26 protein-coding genes are annotated in these 25153 nt (G+C 42.8%); 1 reads left to right on the top strand and 25 read right to left on the bottom strand.

The window, feature by feature from the left end; genetic code table 11:
- Positions 1-92 precede the first annotated feature (92 nt).
- The 18 genes from AC1DM9_RS09950 to AC1DM9_RS09865 form a co-directional block, all read right to left on the bottom strand.
- Complete coding sequence (locus AC1DM9_RS09950) at positions 93-1355, bottom strand: ATP-grasp domain-containing protein (protein ID WP_477579746.1); 1263 nt, start codon at positions 1353-1355, stop codon at positions 93-95.
- A gap of 51 nt (positions 1356-1406) precedes the next feature.
- Complete coding sequence (locus AC1DM9_RS09945; protein ID WP_477579744.1) at positions 1407-2621, bottom strand: MFS transporter; 1215 nt, start codon at positions 2619-2621, stop codon at positions 1407-1409.
- Positions 2611-3549 (bottom strand): transketolase family protein, encoded by a 939-nt coding sequence (locus AC1DM9_RS09940; RefSeq protein WP_477579742.1) that lies wholly within the window; start codon positions 3547-3549, stop codon positions 2611-2613. The genes AC1DM9_RS09945 and AC1DM9_RS09940 overlap by 11 nt, the downstream gene beginning before the upstream one ends.
- Positions 3546-4346 (bottom strand): 1-deoxy-D-xylulose-5-phosphate synthase N-terminal domain-containing protein, encoded by an 801-nt coding sequence (locus AC1DM9_RS09935; RefSeq protein ID WP_477579740.1) that lies wholly within the window; start codon positions 4344-4346, stop codon positions 3546-3548. Before AC1DM9_RS09935 ends, AC1DM9_RS09940 begins: the two co-directional genes overlap by 4 nt.
- Entirely contained in the window at positions 4347-6194 is a 1848-nt protein-coding gene (locus AC1DM9_RS09930) for a M20/M25/M40 family metallo-hydrolase (RefSeq protein ID WP_477579738.1), read from the bottom strand. It abuts the gene before it with no gap.
- Complete coding sequence (gene argC / locus AC1DM9_RS09925) at positions 6194-7246, bottom strand: N-acetyl-gamma-glutamyl-phosphate reductase (protein ID WP_477579736.1); 1053 nt, start codon at positions 7244-7246, stop codon at positions 6194-6196. The genes AC1DM9_RS09930 and argC overlap by 1 nt, the downstream gene beginning before the upstream one ends.
- Positions 7243-8568, bottom strand: a complete 1326-nt coding sequence (locus AC1DM9_RS09920) for a DegT/DnrJ/EryC1/StrS aminotransferase family protein (protein ID WP_441883267.1) — start codon at positions 8566-8568, stop codon at positions 7243-7245. Before AC1DM9_RS09920 ends, argC begins: the two co-directional genes overlap by 4 nt.
- Positions 8565-9125 (bottom strand): degT/DnrJ/EryC1/StrS aminotransferase, encoded by a 561-nt coding sequence (locus AC1DM9_RS09915; protein ID WP_477579733.1) that lies wholly within the window; start codon positions 9123-9125, stop codon positions 8565-8567. The genes AC1DM9_RS09920 and AC1DM9_RS09915 overlap by 4 nt, the downstream gene beginning before the upstream one ends.
- A 119-nt stretch (positions 9126-9244) precedes the next feature.
- On the bottom strand, positions 9245-10141 hold the full coding sequence (locus tag AC1DM9_RS09910) for a RimK family alpha-L-glutamate ligase (protein WP_477579731.1): 897 nt from the start codon (positions 10139-10141) through the stop codon (positions 9245-9247).
- Between the two features lie 9 nt (positions 10142-10150).
- Positions 10151-10324: a lysine biosynthesis protein LysW gene (locus AC1DM9_RS09905; RefSeq protein ID WP_076265982.1), complete on the bottom strand. Its 174-nt coding sequence runs from the start codon at positions 10322-10324 to the stop codon at positions 10151-10153.
- 105 nt (positions 10325-10429) lie between these two features.
- Entirely contained in the window at positions 10430-12094 is a 1665-nt protein-coding gene (locus AC1DM9_RS09900; protein ID WP_477579729.1) for an ABC transporter substrate-binding protein, read from the bottom strand.
- Between the two features lie 64 nt (positions 12095-12158).
- Positions 12159-13082, bottom strand: a complete 924-nt coding sequence (gene opp4C, locus AC1DM9_RS09895; protein ID WP_477579727.1) for an oligopeptide ABC transporter permease — start codon at positions 13080-13082, stop codon at positions 12159-12161.
- Positions 13083-13098: 16 nt separating this feature from the next.
- Positions 13099-14049 carry an ABC transporter permease gene (locus AC1DM9_RS09890; protein ID WP_477579725.1) on the bottom strand — a complete coding sequence of 317 codons (951 nt, stop codon included), beginning with the start codon at positions 14047-14049 and terminating at the stop codon, positions 13099-13101.
- Between the two features lie 29 nt (positions 14050-14078).
- The gene (locus AC1DM9_RS09885; RefSeq protein WP_477579723.1) at positions 14079-15050 is read right to left on the bottom strand and encodes an ABC transporter ATP-binding protein; all 972 of its coding nucleotides are present in this window, start codon (positions 15048-15050) and stop codon (positions 14079-14081) included.
- Entirely contained in the window at positions 15047-16012 is a 966-nt protein-coding gene (locus tag AC1DM9_RS09880) for an ABC transporter ATP-binding protein (RefSeq protein WP_477579721.1), read from the bottom strand. Before AC1DM9_RS09880 ends, AC1DM9_RS09885 begins: the two co-directional genes overlap by 4 nt.
- Before the next feature lie 345 nt (positions 16013-16357).
- Positions 16358-17416: an LLM class flavin-dependent oxidoreductase gene (locus AC1DM9_RS09875; protein WP_477579720.1), complete on the bottom strand. Its 1059-nt coding sequence runs from the start codon at positions 17414-17416 to the stop codon at positions 16358-16360.
- A 22-nt stretch (positions 17417-17438) separates the two neighbouring features.
- Positions 17439-18380 carry a ring-cleaving dioxygenase gene (locus tag AC1DM9_RS09870; protein ID WP_477579719.1) on the bottom strand — a complete coding sequence of 314 codons (942 nt, stop codon included), beginning with the start codon at positions 18378-18380 and terminating at the stop codon, positions 17439-17441.
- A 51-nt stretch (positions 18381-18431) separates the two neighbouring features.
- On the bottom strand, positions 18432-18875 hold the full coding sequence (locus tag AC1DM9_RS09865) for a MarR family winged helix-turn-helix transcriptional regulator (RefSeq protein ID WP_441883285.1): 444 nt from the start codon (positions 18873-18875) through the stop codon (positions 18432-18434).
- A 380-nt stretch (positions 18876-19255) separates the two neighbouring features.
- On the opposite strand from AC1DM9_RS09865, the gene AC1DM9_RS09860 reads away from it, so the two are divergent.
- Positions 19256-19795, top strand: a complete 540-nt coding sequence (locus AC1DM9_RS09860) for an NADPH-dependent FMN reductase (RefSeq protein ID WP_076265973.1) — start codon at positions 19256-19258, stop codon at positions 19793-19795.
- 54 nt (positions 19796-19849) lie between these two features.
- Here the strand turns inward: AC1DM9_RS09860 and cdaS are convergent, their stop codons facing one another.
- The 7 genes from cdaS to AC1DM9_RS09825 form a co-directional block, all read right to left on the bottom strand.
- Complete coding sequence (gene cdaS, locus AC1DM9_RS09855) at positions 19850-20479, bottom strand: sporulation-specific diadenylate cyclase CdaS (protein ID WP_441907658.1); 630 nt, start codon at positions 20477-20479, stop codon at positions 19850-19852.
- A 166-nt stretch (positions 20480-20645) separates the two neighbouring features.
- On the bottom strand, positions 20646-21776 hold the full coding sequence (locus AC1DM9_RS09850) for a WD40/YVTN/BNR-like repeat-containing protein (protein ID WP_477579716.1): 1131 nt from the start codon (positions 21774-21776) through the stop codon (positions 20646-20648).
- Positions 21777-21870: 94 nt separating this feature from the next.
- Positions 21871-22326, bottom strand: a complete 456-nt coding sequence (locus AC1DM9_RS09845; RefSeq protein ID WP_477512610.1) for a DMT family transporter — start codon at positions 22324-22326, stop codon at positions 21871-21873.
- A 52-nt stretch (positions 22327-22378) separates the two neighbouring features.
- A complete protein-coding gene (locus AC1DM9_RS09840) occupies positions 22379-23077 on the bottom strand; it encodes a Crp/Fnr family transcriptional regulator (protein ID WP_477579714.1) in 699 nt (232 codons plus the stop codon).
- A 54-nt stretch (positions 23078-23131) separates the two neighbouring features.
- Complete coding sequence (locus AC1DM9_RS09835; RefSeq protein ID WP_339209338.1) at positions 23132-23557, bottom strand: DMT family transporter; 426 nt, start codon at positions 23555-23557, stop codon at positions 23132-23134.
- 161 nt (positions 23558-23718) lie between these two features.
- Positions 23719-24495, bottom strand: a complete 777-nt coding sequence (locus tag AC1DM9_RS09830; RefSeq protein WP_441883297.1) for an IclR family transcriptional regulator — start codon at positions 24493-24495, stop codon at positions 23719-23721.
- Positions 24496-24571: 76 nt separating this feature from the next.
- The gene (locus AC1DM9_RS09825; RefSeq protein ID WP_477579712.1) at positions 24572-25027 is read right to left on the bottom strand and encodes a GNAT family N-acetyltransferase; all 456 of its coding nucleotides are present in this window, start codon (positions 25025-25027) and stop codon (positions 24572-24574) included.
- Between the last annotated feature and the right edge of the window lie 126 nt (positions 25028-25153).

The following is a 25153-nucleotide window of genomic DNA, read 5'->3' as shown; positions in this document are numbered from 1 at the left end:
ATTTGATATGATCATTCGTGGAATTATAGCTTCATTCTATCTATGGAAGGAACAGGCTCATTAAGAGCCTGTTCCCTGCTTATTCATTAGGTCTACCCCGCTGCACTCTCTGTTTCATGCTGGTGATACATGACCGTTAACGTTTCTTTCAGAGCAAGGGCTAGTTCTTTCGCTTCTTGAGGGGTGTTGCCAACTGTAATGAAATAACCCAATCGATCATCCGAGCTTTTTGCTTCTGAGACAAAGTCTCCTTCAGCTACCGTTAGCTGTGCTCGGATAACATTTGTATGTTGTTCTAAATCGGCAAAGCCTTCAATACCATCGAAAATACCCTCTCGATCGGCGGTCACATAAGCAATTGAAGCTGCGAGGTTAAACCTTTTCTGAATATTGATCGGGTTGTTTAAATAATAGTTAACGGTCGCTTCAAATATATCGACACCGAACGCTTGCACTAATAAATCAGAAGAAATATTGTCGCCTCCTGGCCTGCCGTTCACCTCGATAATTCGTGGACCCGTACTTGTAAGCTTCACTTCTACGTGACTTGGTCCATTCCCTATCCCAATAGCTCTCAAAGCATCAACAGCCGTACGAACGATGTGATCCTCATGCTCTATATGCACTGAAGTAGGTAATGTATGAAGAATTTCAACAAAATAAGGAAGCGGTGAGGTTAATTTTTCAGTAACGGCCGAGAAAATGGGTTCTCCATCTTTTACGAATAATTCGACACTAAATTCTGGACCATCCAAGAACTCTTCAATTAAATACTCATCGCGGACTTTAAAGTCCATATAAGTTACTTTAAACGCTGAGATCGCATCTATTGCATGTTTTAGTTCAATTTCATCATTGATGAAATAAACATTTTGACTGCTTGCGCAATTCGTCGGTTTTAATACGATAGGAAATCCAATCTCTTCCGCAGCTGCTAGTGCTTCTTCGTAAGTTCTCACTTTTTTGAATTTTGCACTCGGAACTTGATGTTCAGCATAAGCTTCTCTAGCCAAATCTTTGTTTCGCGACTTTAAAGCTGCTTCGTATGGTACTCCTCTAAGTCCAATCCGCTCCGCTACCTTCGCAGTTACGTGAGAGGCGTAATCCGTAGCAGGAATTAACGCATCCAGTTGATTTGCATAAGGGGAGCTAACAATCGCTTGGTAGAGGGACTCTTCATCTCGAATATCTGCAACAATTAGATCATGGTAGATGCCTTCATATCCATACTTTTGCGGATTTTCCGTGGAAGAAACGATGGAAATGACTTTATGTCCTTGTTCAAAAGCGACTCTCGCAAAACTAACGCCGTAGAAACTTGGTTCAACAAAAGCAACCGTTTTAATTGCTGTCATCTTTTTATCCTCCTTTAATGGTTATGAAAGAAGTGGTTCGCAATGCAAAATTCAAGCTTCCAGTGTGCTTTTTTGTGTCGCTTTACTATTCATCACAAAGTACACAACAAATCCGATGAACATCAAGCCGCTCATACAGATAAAACCCGCGCCTGGAGAGAAACGATCAATGACAAGGCCAAGCCCTGTGGCGGACAAGGTCTGCAAGAGCAAGGAAATCGCCATCCAGACCGAAGTGGCTCGACCCATGTAGGATTTGGATACCGATTCCATCAGCGTCGTAGTCATTAAAATACGTAACGAAGAGTTCGTTAATCCAATCAACACACTGCCAAGGTACAAAAGCAGAATCAAATGGTTAAACGCTACAGCCAGCAAGCTCAGCACGGATATCATAAAAAATAATAGTATCGTTCCATGTTGCGATATTTTCTTAGCTAAGGTTGCTGCAATAAATCCTGACAATAATCCCCCAATGCCATAAAACATATCTGACAAACCGAATACAACGGAATCACCTTGCACCGTGTTGCTTACATAACCAGGAAGAACGACGTTGTAAATCATCGTAGAAACGAGTGGAACAATCGATACAATACCAAGCAAGAAAATAAATGGACGTTCCGCCAGATACGTTATGCCATTCTTAAACGTTGCAAAGAAGGACTCTTTATCATTTTCAAAAGGGATAGGTGTATATTGAATTCGACTAAGGAAGAAGCTGCTCACGATAAAGGCGATCGCATTTAGAAGAAGAATGATCTCAAAACCAACGAATTTGTACAACACTCCTGAAAGTGCACCAGCCATAAACATCCCTACTTGCAAGCTGAGTTCAATTAAGGAGTTTCCATTAATGAGATCCTTCTCCGAAAGGATTTCCTGAACCAGGCTTCGAGAAGCCGTCATATACACGGTCCAGCCCATCCCGTTAATAATGGCAAAGGCATAAAGATATTCAATTCGGAATCCCGTCCATACAAAAGCACCTGTTATGATTAACAAGGCGATCGCCCGAATGCCATTGGCCCATAAGATAATCGTTTTACGATTCCATTTATCAATTAGGGTGCCTACAAATGCGGAGATGAGAAAACCAGCAATAACATTTAAGGAAAGCATGAACCCTATGGCGGTAATCGAATTTGTCTGATCCATGAGATACCAGTTCGCACCAATCGTACTCATGCCTACGCCGAACCCGGAAATAATATCAGCGAAGGAATAATGGCGGAAGTTTCTTTGTTTAAGTACGCTAAAAACCATCCTTACCTCCTATAATATTCTGGATTTGTTGTTGCAGTGGTTCAAACCCAAATCCTAAATAGTCTAGAACCTCAGCATGTGTACCGCCGTAGATTGGCCATTTCTCACCGCAATGATGTGAGTGAACTTGATGCTTTGGCAATAATAAGGCTAAATAGGACGCCGTACTGCCGGTTGCTCGATGCTCCTCAACGACCAGAAATTGGTCAGCTAAACCGCTTAATGGTTGAATATAAGGTTTCAAGCTTTGAATGTCGACGTAACATAAATGCGCATGAACGATATCGTCGTCTTCTTGAACGATCCGCTTGCAAAGTTCTGTTGCTTGTTCACCCACGGAAATCAAGCATAGTTTGGATCGGGCAGTACATGCGCCTCCTTCAACAATTAAGTTTCTGCAGCTCTCGTCCTCTGCTCGATCCAAGCTGTCAAAAGCATCATTTCTAGAAAGGCGAATATAATACGGCTCCTCTGATGCTGCTGCTTCACGTATTACTCTTCGTGTTTCCTGCTCACCATGAGGGCAGGCGATCCGTATGTTCTGAAACGATTGGAGGACTGAGATGTCCTCCAGTGCATGATGTGTCGTTCCAAACCAACCACCAGATACCCCTCCATACGCAGCTACAACCTTCACATTTTTCCCCATATACCCCATCGTCAGCTTGATGCTTTCCGCTGCTCTCAATGCTGCAAAGGAAGCAAAGGTTGAGAAGAATGGCACATAACCTGCTTCAGCAAGACCGGCTGCCATATCAATGCCAGCTAATTCCGCGATGCCTAGATTAAAAAAACGCTGGGGATGCTGCTGTCCAAAAGGATGATTTTTGCCTCCTAGATCTGCTTCAATACATACAATTTGGTCGTTGCTGGAAGCAAGTGTAGTCAGCTCATCTTTATAGGCATCTCTACCTGACTTCTTGGTCATGATAAATTCACCTTCCATTTATGGGCGAGCTTCTCCGGGATTTTAACATAATGCGCTTCGGGGTTTCCTTCAATCGCTGCAACACCTTTTCCTTTTATCGTATTGGCTAGGACGGCTACCGGTCTATCTGGATCTGGTTCAATCGCGGCAAGGATTTCTTCGAAATGATGGCCGTTGATTTCCTTGACAGCAAAGCCAAACGCTTCAAATCTTTGCCGGAGATTGCGAAGCGGTGATATGTCATGCACATAACCATCGTTTTGGCCTCCATTGCAATCTACGATATATACAAAATTAGTGATCGACTGGGCTTGGACAATCTGTGCGGTTTCCCAGCATAACCCTTCCTGCAGCTCCCCATCTCCACCGATCACAATCCCTAGTCCATTCGTTTGTTTCATCTTTTGCGCCAGTGCCCAGCCTGCTGCGTAAGGAATGCCATGACCCAAACTGCCTGTAGCGAAGGGGATGCCTGACAGTTTATGATTAGGATGACCTGTGAACAAAGAGCCTGCTTTTCCATAGCTATCCGCTGGGTTATCCTTAATAATCCCGTATACATGGAGCGCGGCATATAATGCTGCTGCAGCATGCCCTTTGCTAAGAATGATGAGCGTATTGGGATCTTCAACATATTTCGAATACGCACCAACCAATAAGTCAATCGCAGAAAGACTTCCTCCGATATGGCATCCAGTAGACGAAGCAGCCATGTCAATAATCAATTTTCTCGCTTCTTTCGCTTTATCAACCAGCAGGGAAATTTCTTCCCTTTGAATATCGATTGCCAGCTCCATTTATTCCTCCAATCTCAGCCGAAACCATTCGTTTACGGCTTCCTTCAAAATTGTTCTGGTCTGCTCTACCTCACCGTAATGTAAATATTCATCATTCGTATGATCCAAGCTGGAATCCCCTGGACCATAAGCTACCATCGGGACGGAATCCCAAGTTGTGGCCAGCGTATTCATGTCGCTCGTTCCACGTTTTTTGATATAGTGAATCGATTTTCCCTGCTTTGCGAAACTGCGAACAAAAGCTTTGACTAAGGAGCCTGTGCGAGAGTTCGAAAATCCTGGTGTTGCACGCAAGATGTCAACATTCACATTTTCACCAAATGACAAATCAATTTTTTTCCAATAATCGCTGCCTGCCGCAGGTGATATTCTAAAGTTTAACGTCCCTTTTACCGTCAAAAACCCTCGTTCATTCTGATGCTCGATATCAATTAATGAGGATAAGGATTGTGGATCGATATCACGTACGAGAACACGAATATCTGATACGACACTGTACAATTCGTCGATAACGCTCTGGCTATCTTTGGCTGCGGTATGCTCCTGCGCGCGATGAATAGTAATTTCCAGCTTAAAGAGACCGTAATAACCGAGGGTTAAGCTCTCTACCCCGCTCGGCTCCCCAATAATAACCGCATCCGCCTTGTAATGATCTCGAATATAATGAGCCCCTTTTGATGATGATATTTCTTCTTCGACAGCTCCAATTACAAGTAAAGATCCCAGCTCTGGCACTTCAATTTCTTGCAGCATATGAATGAAATTTACAAAGCAGCCTTTAGCATCTACGATTCCCCTGCCCGTAATGCCATTGGAGTCGGATCGAACAGGCCAAACATGCGGAACCGTATCTATATGCCCTAATAAGAGCAGCGTATGGGGACCATTCCCTTTTCGGAAAACGATGTTCCCCGCGTGATCTATTTCCCCCGAAACCGAAGGCTGCTTTATCATCTCTAATAAGTAGTGTGCAAGCACATGCTCATCTTGAGAGACCGAAGGAATACGCGCGACTTTATTCAATAAATCGAATGCGCCGAGCTCCCGATCCATGTTCCAAAACCACGTTTTGCCGGGCTCTTCCAGAGAATGAGGACCGGATATATTCACATCACAGACGCCCTGTCGGATTGCTAATTGGGCTGCGCGTACTTTTTGCTTCATGCGCCCTTTTACAAAGCTTAATTCATCATTCGTATAGACACTTTGTATCGTTGAATGTTTATCTTCAATATCTTCCAGTAGACCTGCAGTTCCAGTAACAAAGCGCAGGTGATGCGCTTCTAAGTCCACCGCTAAGTGAGCAGCAAGCACGTCTGCATCAATGTTTATGTACACATCCAGTTCTGGATCTAATATTGGTGGAGAAACACATACAACATCAAAGGCCTGTAAAGCAGATTTGAGAAATGCCACATGACTGCCCACAAAATGACCGAACAACGAATCACGGACAATAATTGATTTTTGATTCTTAATCACTTTAAGGGGCTTCGCTTTCTCGCCATAAACAAGACCTTGATCTCCACCAAGCTGTGAGTAGACAGTCAGACCGTATGCCTTCAGCTGTGTCTGTATAGTGGGCAAAATAATCTCATGATAGGCTGCACGGATAATCGGCATCTCTTCGGGTGAACAGTACCGCACTTCATCCCCTGACGGCAATGTAAGAAAAGGCATCGCACGAGGAATGGATTCATATTTTTGCTTGATGGCTTCGGCACCGCCTGCCACAAGCAGCACTTGATTTCCTCGCTTTACGATACGACTAATTTCTTCAAAAATGTGAGGATGGTTTACAATCGTACTGCTCCCGAGTTTAATTACATATAAGCTGCCGCTGCTCATCAGGGCCACGCTCCCTCAAATTCAAATGTCAATCCCGCCTCCTCAGAGTATCCAAAATAGTTGTTTGCTGCCTGTATGGCTTGCCCCGCAGCTCCTTTAATTAAATTATCGATGGTTGCGATGGAAACACAATTACGTCCATCCACATAAGCACCGATTTCTGCATAGTTTGTTCCTACCACTGTTTTGATCATAGGTGAACCATTGCCCGAGTTAAAATAATGAAGAAAGGGTTTGGATGAATACGTGCTGTAGAATGCTTTTTTAACATCTACCTCTGTTACATGCTCTTTGAGCAAGGAATACGAGGTTGTCATAATTCCTCGGGGAAGATCAAGACTATAGACCGAAAACTGCAAATCTACCAATTGATTCAAATGATAGGATAATGCATGCACAACTTCGGGCTGATGTCGATGACCATGAACTTTATAAGCTCTGAAGTTATGAGAGCGTTCCGCATGATGTTCTGTTGTCGATTTTCCGCCGCCGCTGGAGCCTGTTTTGGCGTCAGTCACTACACGTCCTTCAATTAAGCCATGCGCCACAAGCGGATAAAGTGTATACAGCGTCGCCACCGCCATACAGCCCGGAAGATTGACTACTTTTGCTTCAAGATTGATTTTGCTGAACTCTGGAATATAGTAGTGCCATCCGCCTTCGAATGCGTTTTTTAATGTTTCTGGATAATGTTGATGCAATATATCGGGGTCGGATATGCGATAATCCCCGCTTAGATTAAAGATATAGTCTGTATGCTCTGCAACATGCTGGATGATCTTGGGCAAGGAGCCTGTGGGCAAACAAGAGAAGACCGCATCGTAATGACCGTCTAATTCTATTATTTTCTTGAACTTTAACGAGCTGTGCTTTTTCTTATGAATAGAACCGATATAGAACTTATCCACCGGGTATCCCGCCTTTGATTCGGAGGACACAAACTGAACTTCAAAATGCGGATGCTTATTTAACAGCCTGTATAACTCAGCGCCAGTGAACCCGCTGCCGCCTAAAATGGCTACTCGTTTCTTTTGTTGTTCTGTTGTACTCATCCTAATCTAGCGTCTCTTTCATACAGCACTTTAAGATCGCTGCCTCGCTCTACCAGTTCACGAATCATATGCGGGTTCGCATCAATTTTTTTGAAAGCTAAGGCGTAAGCTTGAATTCGCTCATATTCTATAGGCGTTCTTAATTCTCTGCATATCGTTAAGCTGTTTCTAAGCATCTTCAATGTTTCAGGGAAATGGTTCAAATCGTAACCAAAATCTTGACGGTCCGATAAGGTAAACGGATAACCATTTCCAAAGCCTTTTCGATTTTTGAACGGCAGATGACCAGGTATCGGTACATTTTGCCACTCTCTAGCAAATACGCCTTCAGAATTAATGAGCTGCTGAACGGCATCTTTTACAAGATAATCCTCCAAGTCCTCAAGCCCAAGTCGCTCGGGTGAGAGCTTAACACGATACATGTTATAGCTGTGCTTATACCCATCTGGTACGAATGGACCGCTAAACAGCTTTGTCTCTGAAAGCTCTTTCGTTAAATAAGCTGCATTCCGTGCTCGAATGGCATCATAATAAGGGAGGCGGGAAAGCTGGCTCAAACCAAAAGCAGCTGCAATCCACGACATGCGGTAATCAATGCCTGATGAATCAAGGAACGCGAGTGCGCGCTCATAATCCTCTTTTTCTTTGAAAAAAGCGATGCCTCCTTCCCCGCCTACAGGAAAGTTTTTGTCGGCCATTAAGCTTTGTCCTGCACTGTCTCCGATCGAACCGGCGAGTTGTTGATCGATCGATGCGGAATGCGCATGGGAGGCATCCTCTACAAGGCGAAGCGAATACTTGTTAGTCAGATGTCTCAATGCAGGTAAATCAGCAGGCAGGCCATGTACATGCACGGGCATGATTGCCTTTGTCTTGTTCGTTATGGCTTGCTCTGCTTTTAGAGGATCCAAGCAATAGGTTATAGGGTCAATGTCCACAAAAATGGGGATCGCTTTCGCTGCAACAACGGCTTGAGCGGTTGCTATGAATGTGAATGCAGGAACGATCACCTCATCCCCGGGCTGTACACCTGCCCCAACTAATGCGAGGTGCAGGCTGGATGTACCGCTCGCTGTAGCAATCGCATAATTCGCCCCTACATAATTGCGGTACGTTTCTTTGAACTCATCGACAACTTGCTCTCCATCCTGCTGGATGGAGATAAGCATTTGGATGACATCTTCCTTCGTAATGATTGGGAAATTCGTCTTCCTTACATCCTCTGGAATAATCGATGGTCCTCCCAGAAAGGCTAAAGGCGCTTGAACCCAATCATCCGAAGGCAGCTCTAACGGCTTGCGAATAAAATCCGACTTCATCATGATTGGTTCCTCCTTAAGAGTGTTAACTTCACACATGCTGCTACGAGCGGGCTAAGCCTATAGTTGAACTGCAAGGCTGGCTGCAGGTCAGGTTCACTTTCTTCCTGTGTCCACATCGTTTGTAAATCAAAGGCACCAAAAATCTTCAAGCGTTCTGCTTTTTTCCAAATGTTCTCATCATTTACGGCGATGGCAGCTACCGGACCAAAGCCTAATCCCGTAAAATCCAAAACGAGAACGGGAGCGCGGTCGCTGGCTTTAAAAATGATCTGATCCAACTGATGAAGATTTTCCCAATTAATCTCAACGGTCGCATAAGCCTGCTTTACGTGTGGATCTGAAATGAGTGTGATTCCTAACCAATGAATAAACTTTTTTTCCTGCTCACTTGGATGCTCCAGTCGTGTAGAGGTATGGTAGCCTAAGTCCTGTCCCCACAGCGCACCGTGAATCGCACCCGTGTAACTATTAAACAAAGAGACATATTTCTTGTTGGTCAGCTTGGCTATCCCTTTCTCCAATCCTTTTAATTCAAAATCATTTTTTTCAATGCTCATAATGACGCCTGAATTTAATACTCTCGATAATACAAAAGACAATGAAAAATAGTTTTCTTTTTGGATSACAGCTTCGGGTTTCGTTAACGTTTCTCTCATTTCCTATTTAACCTCCCTATTTACCGAGTTATAACTATTAAGTTGGCCTTGTTTTTTCGTTCAATCGCAGCTTTTACATATTGTGCAATAAGGTAGGCCACATCGACACCATGAATTTTCCAGGACTTTGCGAATTCCGGGTTTTGATTCACTTCACAAACGACATACCGTTGCTGCTTGTAATCAAAAAACAAGTCCGCACCATAAATGCCTTCGCCCAAAACCTCAATTATTTGTCTGCAAATGGATGCCATTTCATCATTAATTTCTAGAGGATCAATTTCCGCGCCTAGATGCGTATTCGTTTTCCAATTGTCTGCCGAAACCCGGCGGAACGCAGCAATCGGTTTGCTGCCTACGATGACAACACGGATATCAAAATCACCTTTTTCCACATATTCTTGCACTAATACAGGGAACGATTGATGCCCAGGGTCTACAGATTCCCTTGCAGCTATCCAGCCGTCTAAGCATTCTTTGCCGGTGATTCTAGCTATTCCCCTTCCCCAAGATGAGGTTGCCGGCTTAATGACACATAAATCTCCAAATGTCTGCAAAGCTTGGAAGAGCTTCTCTGGCGTAAAAGCTACTTTATATTGGGGCTGGGGAATGCCATGTTTTTGAAACACAATCGCTTGATGTATTTTATTTGTACAAATCGTAATTGCTTTGACCGAATTCAACGTTTCAAGACCGGCTAATTCAAGCAGATGGGCTCGATTCAACGCGTTTTTCTGTGAGAGACAACGAATGAGAGCAATTCCGAAGGAATGAACATCAGGCTCACCTAATGGTAAGTCCATGGAATCCAAGTTCACCTGCACTTGTACGCCTAAAGCTCGAAGATGATCGATAATTCGTTGTTCTTCTTCCCGCAACTTTGTAACACATAATAAAATCGCACGATTCTGTTCCATGTTCGGTTCCTACTCTCCCCAAGTTTCTTCTATTTCTGGAGCTAGAGCGATGCTTACAAGATTGGATTCGACTTGTACTTCATGCTCTTGACCGCATGAACCACATTCCAAAATTTCACCCGTCGTTACACTCTCTTCCACCTCGATATCCGACTTGCATACAAGACAATTCAAATCTGCCATTTTCCTTGCACCTCCTAAAGTTTTAAAAACATATATAAATGGAATAAATTCCGTAAAACCGAGAAATAACTTCATGGCATGCAGCTTTTTTAAAACTGTGTGCTGCTATTTCGTTTCTATATCCCACTGGTTTACATTATTGAACGTACCTAGATTAAGCGGTTTTCCAACGAGAACGTTTTTTGATACGACCTGCAAACGTTTCTCGGAATAAACAGCTAAAGTGGCAACCTCATCATGCAGTACCTCTTGCAATTGGTTATAAATCTCGTGACGTTTTTCCTCAATAATTTCTTGTTCACCCTTTTTAATCAGCTCATCGACTAATGGATTCTTAAATCGAATCACACTTTCGGGATCATCACTTTTATAGGTTGTAAAATAGAGGCTAGGTTCGATATAGTAATCTCTTGTGAATATGGTAATGTCATGCTCGCCCTTCTCCACTTTATCGATTAACGTTGGAAAATCGAATTTCTGAACGTCTACTTTAATCCCAACAGATTCTAAGTTTTGTACGAGAATATCAGCAGCCTGCTCACGCACCTTATTCCCAACTGGAATAATAAATGTGATGGTACGTTTGGGATCCCAGTTCGCTTCTTTTAAAAGCTCTTTTGCTTTTTCAGGATTGTAATCATAATTGGCAATATTTTTATTAAAATATGGATGCGAGCTTGGGATGCCTCCATCAATAATTTCGGCCTGCCCTTTGAGCAGCTGCTCCACGATGAGCGGACGGTTCAACGCATAGGCGATCGCTTGGCGAACTTTTTTATCTGGAAGCTTCTCTGTATTGAAGAAAATTTCGGCCGGCTCAGAAGCTGGAGCAGAGGTTACATTTACATTCTCAAAGCCCTTGACCTTATCATAATCCGTAATCGGTACAAGCCCGACCGGCAAAGAATTCATTTGAATTTCTCCCGTCTGCAGCTGTGCTACAAGATTTGCCGCGGGAAGCACCTTTATGAAAATCGTGTCAATCTTAGGTACATCGAGGTAGTAATTTTCATTTTTTGTCACCTCGACAAATTGCCCCTGCTCATAATTCGCAAACTTATAGGGACCAATGGTGACTAATGGTTTTTGAAAATATTCGTTCGTTGAAAGCTGCTCTGGATTGGCATCTTTCAGAATATGCTCGGGCAAGAAATTAACCTTAACACCGAAACGTTCATTAAATACGAGCGGATCGATCGGTGTTTTTGTTTTGATCTCGAAGGTCGTTGGATCGATAATGTTTAATCCGGATAGCTCTGTTTTCCCTTCATCCAGTTTCCCAATGTCATTTAAGCCTTCGATAAAATCCAGCTTGAAGGATGATTCTACTTTGGCATGAAGGGCAAGCTTTAATGTGAAAGCCACATCTGCCGTTGTAAAAGGGGTACCATCGTTCCATTTGGCATTCGCTTTAAGCTTGATATGGTAAGTTTGCTTATCCTGCGTCTCGATAGATTCCGCCAGCTTCGGTATAAATTGTGCGGTATCCGTTACATCGAGCAAAGAATCATTAAGTAAATTAATAGGGGCAAGCGACGCCGAGCTTCCTTGCGTATTGATTTGATTTAAAGTAACAGGAGCATTAACGATACCAATGTATAAGGTTTTTTTTGCTTTGGCATCGTTGGTTGCTGTCTTAACAGAAACATCTTCCTTGGTTGGTTCTGCTGTTGCTTCGACCTTTTCCTGCTTTGTTTCACTGCATGCCGATAGGAAAATCATTAAGATGGTTAATAATACGAATCCTGGCACTTGAAACCTTGTTTTCATTTGTTTCTCTCCTTTTGTTTTATTGCTTTTTCTATTTAAATAATTAAATAGCAGATTCATATACTTAGGCTCTTGCATCAAACGCATCACGAAGACCGTCCCCTACAAAGTTAATCGCAAGAACGGTAATGAGAATAACGATGCCAGCGGGTACCCATAACCACTGCTGCTCAGTTAAAACCGTTAGCGATTGTGCATCATGCAGCATATTGCCAAGGCTCGCCTGAGGGGATTTGACCCCCATACCAAGAAAACTAAGTCCAGCTTCACTAAGAATCGTGCTGGCAACGCCAAACGTTGCATTCACAATGATTGGCCCCATTACATTTGGCAAAATATGCTTCATTAGTATTCGCGGAGTGTTGTATCCAAGCGCAACGCCGGCACGGACAAAATCCATTTGTTTCATGGATAATACGCTTCCCCTGACAAGCATTGCTATTGTTGGCCATTTGAAGAGTGCGAGAACAAGGATGATCGTGGTTGCACTTGCACCCAGCACGCTCACGATGACCAACACAACCATCATGTAAGGAAAACTTAAGAAAATATCAGTCAAACGCATAAGTGCCATATCCAGCCATTTGCCATAGTAACCAGCGATTAGTCCAATGAATGTTCCGAAGGTTACGTACAAAGCAACTGTAAAAAAACCAATCATCAAAGATACCCGTGTTCCATAAATCAACCGGCTTAATACATCCCGCCCTACTTGATCTGTGCCTAACCAGTGTGTAAGCGAGGGATGGGCTGAGAACGCATCTGTAATTTCATTAGGATGACTCGGTGCAAGCCACGGAGCAAAAAGCGCGATACTAAGCAGCAGGAAGGTAGTTGCAAGTCCCCATACCGCCAGCTTGTGCTTGATAAACTTACGCCTCACTATTTGGGCATGACTCTCTATTACATCCACTGACAGTTCGTCTTCATCACCATGATCTGAAGAAAATGCATCTTTCCTCATCCATGGCATTTCACTAACGGACATTGGCTATCCCCTCCAATCAGCTGTATTTAATGCGTGGATCAACGATTGAATAAACGATGTCGGTGAACAAATTCGTGAAGAGTATGACGCATGCAGCAATCAAATTAATGCCCATTAAAGTCGGATAATCGCGTGAGAGAATGGCTTCCATCGTTAATTGCCCGATACCCGGCCATTGAAATACTTGCTCAATAATAATGCTGCCGCCTAATACCAAAGGAATTTCTGCACCGATGATCGTTATGATCGGGATTAAGGCATTGCGAAGCGCATGCTTATTCGTAACTAGAAATTCACTAAGGCCTTTCGCTCGGGCTGTACGCAGATAATCCTGATGGAGTACATCGAGCATACTGGCGCGAACATAACGAACCTTTTTACCTGCAATCGTAATACCAAGCACCATGACAGGAAGAATCATATGCATGAGGATATCTCCGAAACTTCCAGAGCCACCTAACGTTGACATTCCCCCTGTTGGAAGCCACTTCAGCTTAATTCCAACCACATAGATGAATCCAAGGCCTAGGAAAAAGGGAGGAATCGAGGTGCCTAGGAAGGATAACCCTGTCATGACATAATCCAATTTTGAATTCTGTTTGACAGCACTGATCACCCCTACGGGTACGGCAATCAATATCCCAACCAGCATCGATGCTGCAGCCAGCAGCAAGGTAGGTCCGATTCTGGCGCCAATCAGCTGTGATACGGGGGCGAAGCTGCTAAATGAATAGCCGAGTTCTCCTCTAAAAAAACCGCCCAGCCATTTTACATACTGTATATACAATGGGTCATTCAGACCAAGCAGCTCTTTTTTAATCTCTAGCAGCTCTTTCGGGATATTAGGATTGATTAACATATCCACGGGATTCCCGGGAGCCATATTCATGATAAGAAAATTAAGCAATGTGATTCCAAGAAATACTGGTATGGAAATCAGCAGCCTTCGAACGATATAATGGCCCATCGATGCCTTCTCCTTTCCTAGCCTTTGTGCTATGCAAGCGGATAGTGGCATGCAACAGAGTGATGCTCTTTCGTAATTACCGGTTCTGTTGTTCGGCACAGCTCTTGCACATAAGGACAACGAGTATGAAATCGACAACCAGATGGAGGCTCAGCTGGGCTAGGCACATCTCCTTGAATGATGTGACTGTTCGTTGTTCGAAGCGTTGGGTCCGGCGGAGGATACGCATTTAATAGAAGCTGCGTATACGGGTGCTTCGGCTTGCGGAATAGCTCCTCTGTAGGTGCCAATTCTACGATTTTCCCCAAGTACATGACGGCGATTCTTGTACTGATCTGTTTAACTGCTCCAATGCCATGGGCGATAAATAAATACGTCAGCTTCAACTCATTTTGCAAATCCTGTAAAAGATTTAAAATTTGAGCTTGGATGGAGACATCAAGCGCTGATACTGGCTCATCGCATACGATCAATTTGGGTTTGAATGAAATGGCTCTAGCGATTCCGATCCTCTGGCGCTGCCCCCCGGAAAATTCATGAGGATATCGATTGGCAGCCGAACGCGGCAATCCAACTAATTGAAGCAGGTTATCAACCTCACGCTGCACCTCACTGCGCTTCACCAGCTTGTGAACAATTAAAGGCTCAGCAAGCGTATCGTATATTCGAAGCCTTGGGTTTAAGGAAGCATACGGGTCCTGAAAAATCATCTGCATTCGTGTCCGCAGCGGTTTTAACTGTCGCTGAGAGGAAAATATAATATTCTGATTTTCAAAAAGAATACGTCCAGCTTGCGGATTCTCAAGTCGAATGATTGAACGACCAATCGTCGACTTGCCGCATCCCGATTCGCCAACTAAACCGACGGTTTCCCCTTCATACATCGTTAGGCTCACATCATCAACCGCCTTGATATGGCTGACTTGATTCGAAAACACGCCACTACGTATGGGGTAATACATTTTTAACCGTTCGATTTGCAATAGTGTGTTGAGGCTCATAATCTAACCGCCTGAGTATGTTCTTCATTCGATACGTTTGGAAGGTCCATCAGCCAGCAGCGTACATGATGTCCCTGTCCATTCGTCGTAAGATCAGGCTGTTCTTGCTGGCATCGTGCGATTGTATGTGGACAGCGTGGGTGAAAGCGGCATCCTGCAGGCATCTTCTGGAAAGAGGGAACTGAACCTGGAATCGTCTGCAGCCGCTCCCTGTTGACTTGATCGAGTCGGAGGGTTGATTTCATTAAGCCTTGCGTATACGGATGCTTTGGTGCTCGAAAGAGAGTGAAAACGTCAGCTGATTCGACGACTTGCCCCGCATACATGACGACCACCGTATCCGCCATTTCAGCTACAACTCCTAAATCATGCGTAACTAGCAAGATAGCAGCACCGCTTTCTGCCTGCAGCTGCTTCATCAATGCAAGGATTTGTGCTTGAATCGTAACATCGAGTGCAGTCGTTGGCTCATCGGCAATGAGCAGCTTGGGCTGGCATGCCAGCGCCATTGCAATCATTACCCGTTGTCTCATGCCTCCTGAAAGTGCGTGAGGGTATTCCTTTATAATCGATTCAGCTCTAGGAATACCTACTTTCCTTAACAAATCTACGGCTAAGCGCTTCGCTTCCTTTCGAGACAGGTTCAAATGCTGGCGAATCGTTTCTTCAATCTGCTCTCCGATGGAGAAGACTGGATTTAGAGAGGTCATCGGCTCTTGAAAAATCATCGCGATTTCGCTGCCTCGAAGCTTACGAAGCTGAGCTTGCGAGCAGCTGATTAGAGATGAGCCGTTGAACTTGATTTCTCCTTGACGAACTGAACCATTAGCTCCGAGCAATCCCATGATGGAAAGGGATGTTACACTCTTTCCACAACCGGATTCGCCAACAATAGCGATGGTTTCCCCATGTTCAAGTGTGAAGCTCACATCATCTACAGCGTTCACTTCTCCTTGATCCATCCGAAATGCCACCTGTAATCGATCAACTTCTAATAGCTGTCCTATTGCATTCACCAACTTTTTATCATTTGGTATACGTACTTTACAATCAATCCATATAATTCCTATGTGTTTTATGAACTTTGATTAATCCTAGCATACAGAATTTTGAAAAGATTGAATAATAGAATAATTCTATATATAAATAGAAAATTGTTCCAATCCATACATAAATAGCTACGCAAGCTCGTTATGACTAGCTATTTAGCGGGGTTATTAGGATGATATGGAACATAAAAAAGTGCCGCAATAAATCGTCGCGGCACTTTTTATAAGTTAAATGATGAAATTGATTTTGATTGCAATTTAGTTTTTAGCGGTATGTTTCTTAATTGCAGGCATAATTTCAGTAGCGATAAGTTCTATATTTTTTGCAATTTTATCAAATGGAACACCGCCAAAATCAATTTGAGCCATAAAACGCTGATGTCCATATAATTCATATTGGTAAAGCATTTTTTCAATGATTTGCTGCGGGCTGCCCACCATTAAAGCATCACGATGATCGGTCGACTGAGCAAACTGCTGTTTTGGATATCCGCCTCCACGCAGTGCTTGCATTCCAGCGTTAAGATGTGGATAGTACTCACGAAGAGCGTCTTGTGTCGTTTCTGCCATATAAAATAAACTCGTCGTTGCTATAGGTAAAGCTGCTGGATCAAAACCTTTGCTTGAAGCAGCTTCACGATAAGCATCTACCGAAATTTTAAAGTTGCTTGCTGGACCTCCAAGCGTCGTCAGCATCATCGGAATACCGGCATATCCTGCTTTAATAGCACTTGCAGGAGGTCCGCCTACTGCTCTCCAAATGGGCATATGTCCATTTTGGGGCTGCGGCAAAATCGATGCTTGCTTAAGAGCTGGTCTAAACTGACCTTCCCATGTTATCGTTTCTTCATTGTTTAATTTCATTAGAAGCTCTAGTTTCTCTTCAAATAGTTCTTCATAATCCCGCACATCATAGCCTAGCAAACTATACGCCCCGACGCGTGAGCCCCGTCCTGCCACAATTTCCGCACGTCCCTTGGAAATTAAATCGATCGTTGCAAAATCTTCGTATACTCGAACAGGATCAGATGTACTTAGCACTGTTGCTGAGCTGGCAATCTTAATGTTTTTTGTGGCCTGAGCGATAGCTCCTAAAATCACGGTATGGGCTTGTGTCGTGAAAAATGTTTGATGACTTTCCCCTACAGCAAATACATCTATTCCTGCCTCATCTGCCAGCTTGCTTGCATCAATGAGCTCTTGAATACGCTGTTCAGCACTTATCATTGTGCCCGTATGCGGGTTAGGCAAATGATCCCCAATAGAATACAATCCGAATTCTAAGCCTTTATTTTTATCGATTCGATATTTTTCCATGCGTTCTCTCCCCTTTTGCGTATTAATTCAGCGGTACTAATTTTGCTTCAATATCCGCCCGTCTGGCTTCTAAAAATGGCGGTAAATCCAGTGCTTTACCTAGCTCTGCGACGGATGAATCTTTCGTAAACCCAGGCCCATCCGTCGCTATTTCAAACAAAATGCCATTTGATTCTCGGAAATATAAGCTTTGAAAATAATAACGATCCACAATGCCGGAGGAGTGGAAGCCGCGTTTTTTAACGACCTCATCCCAATAGCGCAGCTCTTCTTCATTTTTAACACGGATCGCTAAATGATGAATGCTTCCTCTTCCAGGCTTCTCGATTGCTCCATCTGCTTGTTTGACCAAAATTTCTCCATAGGAACGGCCGGCAACAGATTGATAAATGGCTTCATTATCCGTACGTGACACTTCGCTATAACCTAACATGCTCGTTAATGTAGCGGCTAAACGATCTAAAGACCGAACGGTCATTTCGACAGTTCCCATGCCAAGAATACGATGATCTTGCTCGATAATTGATTCCTCCCATGCTGCCCATTTCTCAGGAACTTCCTCACCGTTATTGTTTAGTAGAACCATTCGCAAACCTTCTGTATCTTCAAAATGGAGCGCATTTCGCCCCGCATATTTTGTGATTTCGCCGTGTTCTACCTTTAATAATTCAAAACGTTTTTTCCAATAGGCCAAACTTTCTAAAGAAGGCACGAGCAAGCCAATTTGAGTAATCGCATTAGTACCGCGCACAGTTCTTCCTGCATTTGTCATTTCAAAGAAGGATAGCTCCGTTCCCGCACTGCCCGTTAAATCACCGTAAAATAAATGATACATGGATGGATCGTCTTGATTGACCGTCTTCTTCACTCTGCGCAGTCCTAGTACTTCTTGATAAAAATGATTATTAATTTTTGCGTTTTTTGTAATCATCGAAATATGATGATGTCCAGGGATGGTATACATAATTGTTCCTCCTCTATTTAACTTGACTAGTCAATTGATATTGCAAAAAAATTACTCTGACGGCAATTTCTTTTTCTGGCTATGTTTATGGATGCGAGTCATCAATGAGTATAGTGTTTTTTGTTCGTCCTCATTTAATACATCTTCAAAAAATGAAGTTTGAAAAGCAAGCTGACTCGGCATTGCGATATCCAATATGGCTTCGGCCTTTTCTGTTAAACTAATCGTTTTGGTTTTCCAGTCTTGCTTGCGCACAATATAACCTTCGTTCTCAAGTCGTACGAGCATGCGAGATATGCCGCCTTGCGTAACCGTTACTTTCTCGGCCAGTACCATTTGAGTTAGAGGCTGATAGACACGAATTTGCATGAGTACATCAAATTGAGCAGTCGTTAAATCAAATTGTTTTAAAAACTCATTTGACATCTGGTTGCTCTGATTCGTAAACCGCATCAGCCGAAGCCAAATTAACGAACCTAACGTATTATTCTGCATTTCGTTCCCCCTCTCAATGACTATGCCATCACTTTACTACTCAATTGATAAAATGGCAAGTGTGAATGTTTAAGTTTAAAAAGCTACAATTAATGGAAAGATTAATGCACTTAATTAATTATAGTTACTTGACAAAGAAATTTATATTCGCTATTATTATCTCATATTAAAGATACTCAACGTAAAGGAAGTTGGCGTATTTTTATTATCCATCTTTCATTAAGAATAACCCTTCCTTGTTTAAGAAATACTGATCATTAACTATTTGTTATTCTAAGGACGGTTCTTGTTCTAAAGCTTTACAACATGATTTGGCAGTGTCTGCAAAAGGTTTTCTAGACAAATGATTTGGTAGAACAACTATTGAGGAGGAAAAAACAGTGTCAAAATTAAATATCGGTATTATTTTAGGAAGTACTCGTCAAGGTCGTCTTAGCCCGCAAGTTGGTGAATGGGTGAAGAAAATCGCTGATCAACGCGGAGATGCTAATTATGAAATCGTTGATATCGCGGATTTCAAGCTCCCGCTCTTGGGAGAAAGCGATGCTACTGAGCAAGCAACAGCTTGGAATACGAAGCTTGCTAGCTTGGATGGATTCGTATTTATTGTACAAGAATACAACCACAGTATTTCAGCATCACTGAAAAATGCGCTTGATTATGCTCGTGACGCATGGAACGATAAAGCAGCAGGTATCGTAAGTTACGGTTCTGTAGGCGGTGCTCGTGCAGCTGAGCATTTACGTGGAATTTTGGGCGAATTGTCTGTAGCTGACGTTCGTGTACATCCTGCATTGTCACTCTTCACTGATTTTGAGAACGGTTCTGTTTTCAAACCAGCTGATCTTCATCTTACTAATTTGAACGGCATGTTAGATCAAGTACTCGCTTGGAGCGGTGCATTGAAAACATTGCGTTAATCGTCACTACCAACTACCACCTCTTTATGAAGAGGTGGTTTTTCTTTGTGTCATTTAATGGAGCAGATCATTGCCCGGTGAAAAGGGATATAAATTTCCTTCCAAGCTGAAGGAAGCTTGTCCGGTTTCTTCTGATACGATGATAACAAGCGCATCACTTAATTCTGATAAACCAAGACCGGCACGATGTCTAGTTCCAAGCTTCTTCTGCTCGCTGTCTCTTTGCGTTAACGGCAGGACATTGCCAGCAGATATAATTTTATCATTTTGGATTAAGACTGCGCCGTCATGGAGCGGACCGCCAGGGGTGAAAATAGATTCTATTAACGAATGCGTCAGCATGGCAGAAATTAATACGCCATGAGTAATATACCTATCGATTGAATCTGATCTTTGCACGACGAGAAGCGCCCCATGGCGCCGTTTCGATAAATGGGATATTGCATGGGACAGCTCGTCATATTTGGCGGTATAAGGTGCAAGATAACATTTTAAATAAAAGGTTGTTGCAATCGATTCCGTTTCAAAAACTTGTTCTTTCATAGAATGGAACTCATTTAGCAAGCAATTGCCAGCATCATGATCCAAATCCTTTATCAAAGCTTCAAGGGATTCACGCAAATGTAGAAGCTTGCTCTTCACTTCAACTTTCATTGGAGAGAAATCACATTTTATATCATCCATACGTCCACCCCACTCAAGTGACTACCGCAAATTGAAGTTGAATACTTCCTTTATTTTGCTTAGCCCCTCTTTTTTTATACATAATGGCTAATGGCAACAAAAAGACTGGCCCTATAATAGGAACCAGTCTTCTTAAAGTTCTTGTCAGTATATCTGCGATTGCAGCTTACTGATTGTTTTCAGGAATGCTTATTTTTTTGGACCATGTTTTGCCGCCATCGGTTGTTCTGTATACAGCTGCATTAGATAGGCTTGTATCGGCCATCCAGCCTAGCTCCTTGCTTGTAAACGAAATAATGCTTTCTCCCCCAGCGATCGGTGTAAGATTATTCCACGTTTTCCCTGAATCAACCGAACGACCAACGCCAATGACTCCAGCGGCTGGAGAGTAACCTCCGAGTATCGCAGCTCCATCAACAAGCTCCATATTGCTAGGGTGTCCACCAGGCGCAGCAGGTCCTTCTTTAACAAGTCCTGCAGCACCGCCTGGTGCTGGTCCGCCGCCTGCTGTTTCCTGGCTAATTACTTTCCTCCAGCTTGAACCATTATCTGCAGAGGCATAAAGGGAATAAGATTGCTGGGACATCCCTACTCCACCGTAAAATTGTGCCCATATTTGATTTCCCTTTGTGTAAAGCTTACCGCCTATGCTCTCCTCTGATTTAACTGTTAGTTTTGTGGACCAATTCATACCACCATCTGTGGTTTCTGATAGTCGATAGCCAAATCCAGGTACTACGATAAGTGACCATCCATGCTTCACATCTGTAAATTCTGCATAGCGGTTATTGGGAGGAGTAGAGATTTTGGTCCATGTTTTCCCGCCATTTGATGTTTTATAGGCAAAAGCCTTCGTATAGCCGAAGCCATTTGAAGCATCCACAAAATGAATACGTTCAAGCGCGAGCGGATTGGTTACTATTTTGGTGAACGTTTTTCCGCCATCCTTGGTGTGAATTAGGGCATTCGTTCCGGAAGCAGAAGATTTCGCCAATGCCCATCCAGTTGTGTTGGAAATGAAATCAAGCTGTGTAAATTGCCAAGTACCCTTATAGATCGGTTGCCATGTTGAGCCGGCATCAGAAGTTCCAATGAGAAATCCATTGCCAGCAGCGCGTCCGGTTGTACCGTTCAAAAATTGAATATCACTGAAATGGTATGTGGTATCCCCTGCTGGTGTTCCGCTGAAAAGATCCTTTGCTGTTGTGCTGCCTGCTGCTTGCGTTAACGGTGCGATTGCTGTTAGGCCAATCATCAGTGCTGCTACAAGACCGTACTTAAGTTTAGCTTTGATCATGTTTTTCCTCCTCCTGCTGCTAAGTTAGTATTAGAGCCTTTATAGAAGAAAATACCCTGCTTTGATCAAATTGAATCTTAAACGTTATTGATCGTTATGCTGTAACTTTCTTACGAGCACCGCTTATTTTAAATACAATGATGCCACAGACGATTACAAGGACACCTAACCCTTTATTCGTTGTGAAAGCTACTTTTTCGATACCTAGCCACCCTTGCGAGTCCCACAATAAAGCAGTTCCCAGCTGTGCGGTTAGAACGATAGAGATGGCATACGTCGGACCAAGCCGCCTAATGCCTTGTACCAGACAAGTAACAACGCCTACGCCGATTAGACCGCTGAACCAGTACCATGGCTTCATATTTTGTAATGCAAATAACTGTTCGCCTTCGAATACGAATCCGATAACAAATGAGGCAAGGAATCCCATGCCTAATACTAACGCAGTTGTTGTCCATGTATTTATTCGTTCATTGACTTTGCTATTGAATATATTTTGCAAACTGACCAAACAACCAGTGAGAACTGCAAATATAAGTCCAATCATCATGTTTTCTACTCTCCCATTGGCTTATTGATTTGAAATAGCTCATGATATTGTTTTACTCATAAATATTTTGGCTGGCGAGTGCGCGTAGTCCATCCTTGTTTTTAACAAGAATGCCTCCATTTTTTCGCTCAATTAAACCTTTTGCACAAAATTGCTGGACAACCCGATTGAGATGTCTATAGCTCGTTCCGATCAAGTTAGCCGTATCCTTTAAGCTGATTGTTTTCCGCTGCCCTTTAATTAGATATTCTGAATCATCATAGGAGACGGACAATAGATAGCTCGCCAATCGAACCTCCACAGGATGCAAAATATTGAAGCTTAATGCGTTCGAATTTTTCAAAAATTTCCGAGCTATAATTTTTAATAAAAATTGCAGCAGCGGCGAATGATCTTTGCCATATTTATTCAACCACTGATGATGAATGCCAATCATGTATACAGTCGACACGGCTTCGACCGTGTTGATAATGTCAATGTCTTGCACATATTCAATATCCCCTACTACATCAAGGGAGGTTTTGAAAGTAAGAATAAGTGTTTTCCCATCTTTCGAGGTTGTGTAGATCTTTATCTTTCCTTGAACGAGAAAATAGAGATATTTTGAAGATTGACCTTGGGAACAAATAAGCTCCTCATGGTCAAAGCAGAATAGTGATAAATGGGGTAATAATTGTTCCCCGAATGTTGTTTCCAATTGATGCGTTTGTAAAAAATGGTGGAGCTGCTCGCGATCTTTAATTTCTTGCATCTGTACGAATCACCTCCAGAGGAATACGGTTAAGGGCTTGGTATATTTTAACTATTATAACCGCAATATAACCACCCCAGCTATCATCATCCCAATACCGATGAATTGAGGCAGCCTCATCTTCTGCTTTGCAACCCCAAACCATCCTTGACTATCGACGATAAAAGCCAGGCTTAACTGGGCAATCAGCATGGCAGATATGCTAAGAGTAACGCCAATTTGTTGAATAGCAGTGACATTGCTGAAGATGATAATAGCTGCAAAGGAACCGCCGATTAGATATAAGGGTTTTACTTGTTTAAAACCGGACCACTGTTTATCCCTGACGAATAACAGAATAATCAAGGCTGCTATGAATCCGGTGAACTGGGTAATCGTTGCGGTTTGCCAAGTGCCGATATCTTGACTAATTCTTGAATTAGCAACACCTTGTAGTGTAATTAAGACCCCGCCTAAAAATGCGAAAATGCTCCCTTTCATATCATTGCTCTCCTCCATATCAATCTTTCCATCATTAAACGATACATTTCAAGGTTTAGGAAAGGACATATGTCCTAAATCAATGTAAAGCAGTTTTTTGCATAAAAAAAGAACGAACGCTCGATCACTGTTCGTTCAATTTATTCGTTTGGGATAGCCTCCTACTCGCTCCAACGTATCTTATTGCGGAACCCCAGTTCTTTGGAGATGAGATCCGCATACTTTTTTGCTTGCTGACCGTAGCTCTCGATTTTACTTGGCGTAAACCGTATCGCGGGACCAGCTACATTCAGTGATCCAATAACGGTATTATCATAAGAAAAGATGGGAGCCCCGATGCCAGTTGTTCCATCCGTTGCTTCTCCTGATGTGATGGCATAACCTCGGGAGCGAATGATCTCTAGATCAGTCTGAATCATTTCTTTGGATAATGGAATCAGCGACGGTACTGTTGTCCAATCCACACCCTGCAATATAGCTTCCTGCATCGTGGATGGCAAATGAGCAAGAATAGCGCGATTAGATGCTCCTATATATAGTGGCAGCCTAAGTCCGATAGGTTCGGAAATTTTCAAAATTTGCGGTGAATCGATGGAATCAATATAGACGCCTTCTTGGTTCTCTCTTGTAGCCAAATAGATCGTTTCTTTCGTTTTTTGCGATAGTTCGACCATGAATGGTCTAGCCAGTGACCTGAACATTAGACTGTCCCACATCAAAAAACCGTATTTCATAATGGAAAGTCCTAATTTATATTTTTTCGATTTTTTATCTTGAGCAACAAATCCATGTTCGGATAAAGAATGAAGAATCCGATGCGCGCTTTGTACAGGCATGTCGAGTTCCCTGCTGATTTCTGTTGCACTCATTTCTTTCTCGCTGCCATGCGGTACAAGCAGATCCAATATGTGAATAGCTTTGGAAATGACCCCGGACATTTGCTGCACCTCCGATTAGGAATTGATGTTATATTGCTTAACATGATTTTAGCATATAGATCTTAGCAACGAAATATTACTCCGTTGATTCCTCATGATTATGTAGAAGAATTGATAGATTCATGATGTTATCCGAGTCGATTCCCTCATCGGCAAAGCCCACCTTTTTAAAGCATCGGATGCTCGCTATATTTTCAACTTCAATACCTGCTGTAATGATCTGTACGGCATCTAATTCCTTTCTATTCTGCAGCAACTCCAGCATTCTTTTTCCGTAACCCTTATTTCGAAGGCTTGGATTGGTTAATAAGCTTACAGAAGCAGTATGGTCGGGATAAATTTCAACACTGATTTGACCAACGGGTATTTCTTGCTCATAAACTATCCAAGCATAATAATTAGAGCTTTTATTAACGAACTTATACCAGCGTTTTAATGGCAATTTGCCGCTTAACCATTTATAAACTTCTGCATCTTTAAACCAGTCTTCTAATACATACAAGTTGGGCTGTTCCAGCTCCCTAAACTCCATTGTGCTTCATCTCCTATTTTTAATTTATTCATTTATACTAAACGGCTCTCATGAAGGTTTCTATTTTTTTATATCCAAAAAGGCGAAATGATAGAATGGTTTCCTTCTCTTTTTATTCTTCTTTTT

Source organism: Paenibacillus sp. 01T431, assembly GCF_056398625.1.
This window is presented reverse-complemented; position numbering and strand designations above follow the sequence as displayed.

Coding starts and splice junctions, on each gene's coding strand:
- AC1DM9_RS09865 (WP_441883285.1), bottom strand. CDS start 18,875: ATGCAGAATAATACGTTAGGTTCGTTAATTTGGCTTCGGCTGATGCGG.
- AC1DM9_RS09870 (WP_477579719.1), bottom strand. CDS start 18,380: ATGTATACCATCCCTGGACATCATCATATTTCGATGATTACAAAAAAC.
- AC1DM9_RS09880 (WP_477579721.1), bottom strand. CDS start 16,012: ATGGATCAAGGAGAAGTGAACGCTGTAGATGATGTGAGCTTCACACTT.
- AC1DM9_RS09945 (WP_477579744.1), bottom strand. CDS start 2,621: ATGGTTTTTAGCGTACTTAAACAAAGAAACTTCCGCCATTATTCCTTC.
- AC1DM9_RS09885 (WP_477579723.1), bottom strand. CDS start 15,050: ATGAGCCTCAACACACTATTGCAAATCGAACGGTTAAAAATGTATTAC.
- AC1DM9_RS09910 (WP_477579731.1), bottom strand. CDS start 10,141: ATGGAACAGAATCGTGCGATTTTATTATGTGTTACAAAGTTGCGGGAA.
- AC1DM9_RS09830 (WP_441883297.1), bottom strand. CDS start 24,495: ATGTCCGGGGTCATTTCCAAAGCTATTCACATATTGGATCTGCTTGTA.
- cdaS (WP_441907658.1), bottom strand. CDS start 20,479: ATGGATGATATAAAATGTGATTTCTCTCCAATGAAAGTTGAAGTGAAG.
- AC1DM9_RS09840 (WP_477579714.1), bottom strand. CDS start 23,077: ATGCAAGAAATTAAAGATCGCGAGCAGCTCCACCATTTTTTACAAACG.
- argC (WP_477579736.1), bottom strand. CDS start 7,246: ATGAGTACAACAGAACAACAAAAGAAACGAGTAGCCATTTTAGGCGGC.
- AC1DM9_RS09915 (WP_477579733.1), bottom strand. CDS start 9,125: ATGAGCATTGAAAAAAATGATTTTGAATTAAAAGGATTGGAGAAAGGG.
- AC1DM9_RS09940 (WP_477579742.1), bottom strand. CDS start 3,549: ATGACCAAGAAGTCAGGTAGAGATGCCTATAAAGATGAGCTGACTACA.
- AC1DM9_RS09905 (WP_076265982.1), bottom strand. CDS start 10,324: ATGGCAGATTTGAATTGTCTTGTATGCAAGTCGGATATCGAGGTGGAA.
- AC1DM9_RS09875 (WP_477579720.1), bottom strand. CDS start 17,416: ATGGAAAAATATCGAATCGATAAAAATAAAGGCTTAGAATTCGGATTG.
- AC1DM9_RS09850 (WP_477579716.1), bottom strand. CDS start 21,776: ATGATCAAAGCTAAACTTAAGTACGGTCTTGTAGCAGCACTGATGATT.
- AC1DM9_RS09825 (WP_477579712.1), bottom strand. CDS start 25,027: ATGGAGTTTAGGGAGCTGGAACAGCCCAACTTGTATGTATTAGAAGAC.
- AC1DM9_RS09890 (WP_477579725.1), bottom strand. CDS start 14,049: ATGGGCCATTATATCGTTCGAAGGCTGCTGATTTCCATACCAGTATTT.
- AC1DM9_RS09930 (WP_477579738.1), bottom strand. CDS start 6,194: ATGAGCAGCGGCAGCTTATATGTAATTAAACTCGGGAGCAGTACGATT.
- AC1DM9_RS09845 (WP_477512610.1), bottom strand. CDS start 22,326: ATGATGATTGGACTTATATTTGCAGTTCTCACTGGTTGTTTGGTCAGT.
- AC1DM9_RS09950 (WP_477579746.1), bottom strand. CDS start 1,355: ATGACAGCAATTAAAACGGTTGCTTTTGTTGAACCAAGTTTCTACGGC.
- AC1DM9_RS09920 (WP_441883267.1), bottom strand. CDS start 8,568: ATGATGAAGTCGGATTTTATTCGCAAGCCGTTAGAGCTGCCTTCGGAT.
- opp4C (WP_477579727.1), bottom strand. CDS start 13,082: ATGTCCGTTAGTGAAATGCCATGGATGAGGAAAGATGCATTTTCTTCA.
- AC1DM9_RS09935 (WP_477579740.1), bottom strand. CDS start 4,346: ATGGAGCTGGCAATCGATATTCAAAGGGAAGAAATTTCCCTGCTGGTT.
- AC1DM9_RS09900 (WP_477579729.1), bottom strand. CDS start 12,094: ATGAAAACAAGGTTTCAAGTGCCAGGATTCGTATTATTAACCATCTTA.
- AC1DM9_RS09835 (WP_339209338.1), bottom strand. CDS start 23,557: ATGAAAGGGAGCATTTTCGCATTTTTAGGCGGGGTCTTAATTACACTA.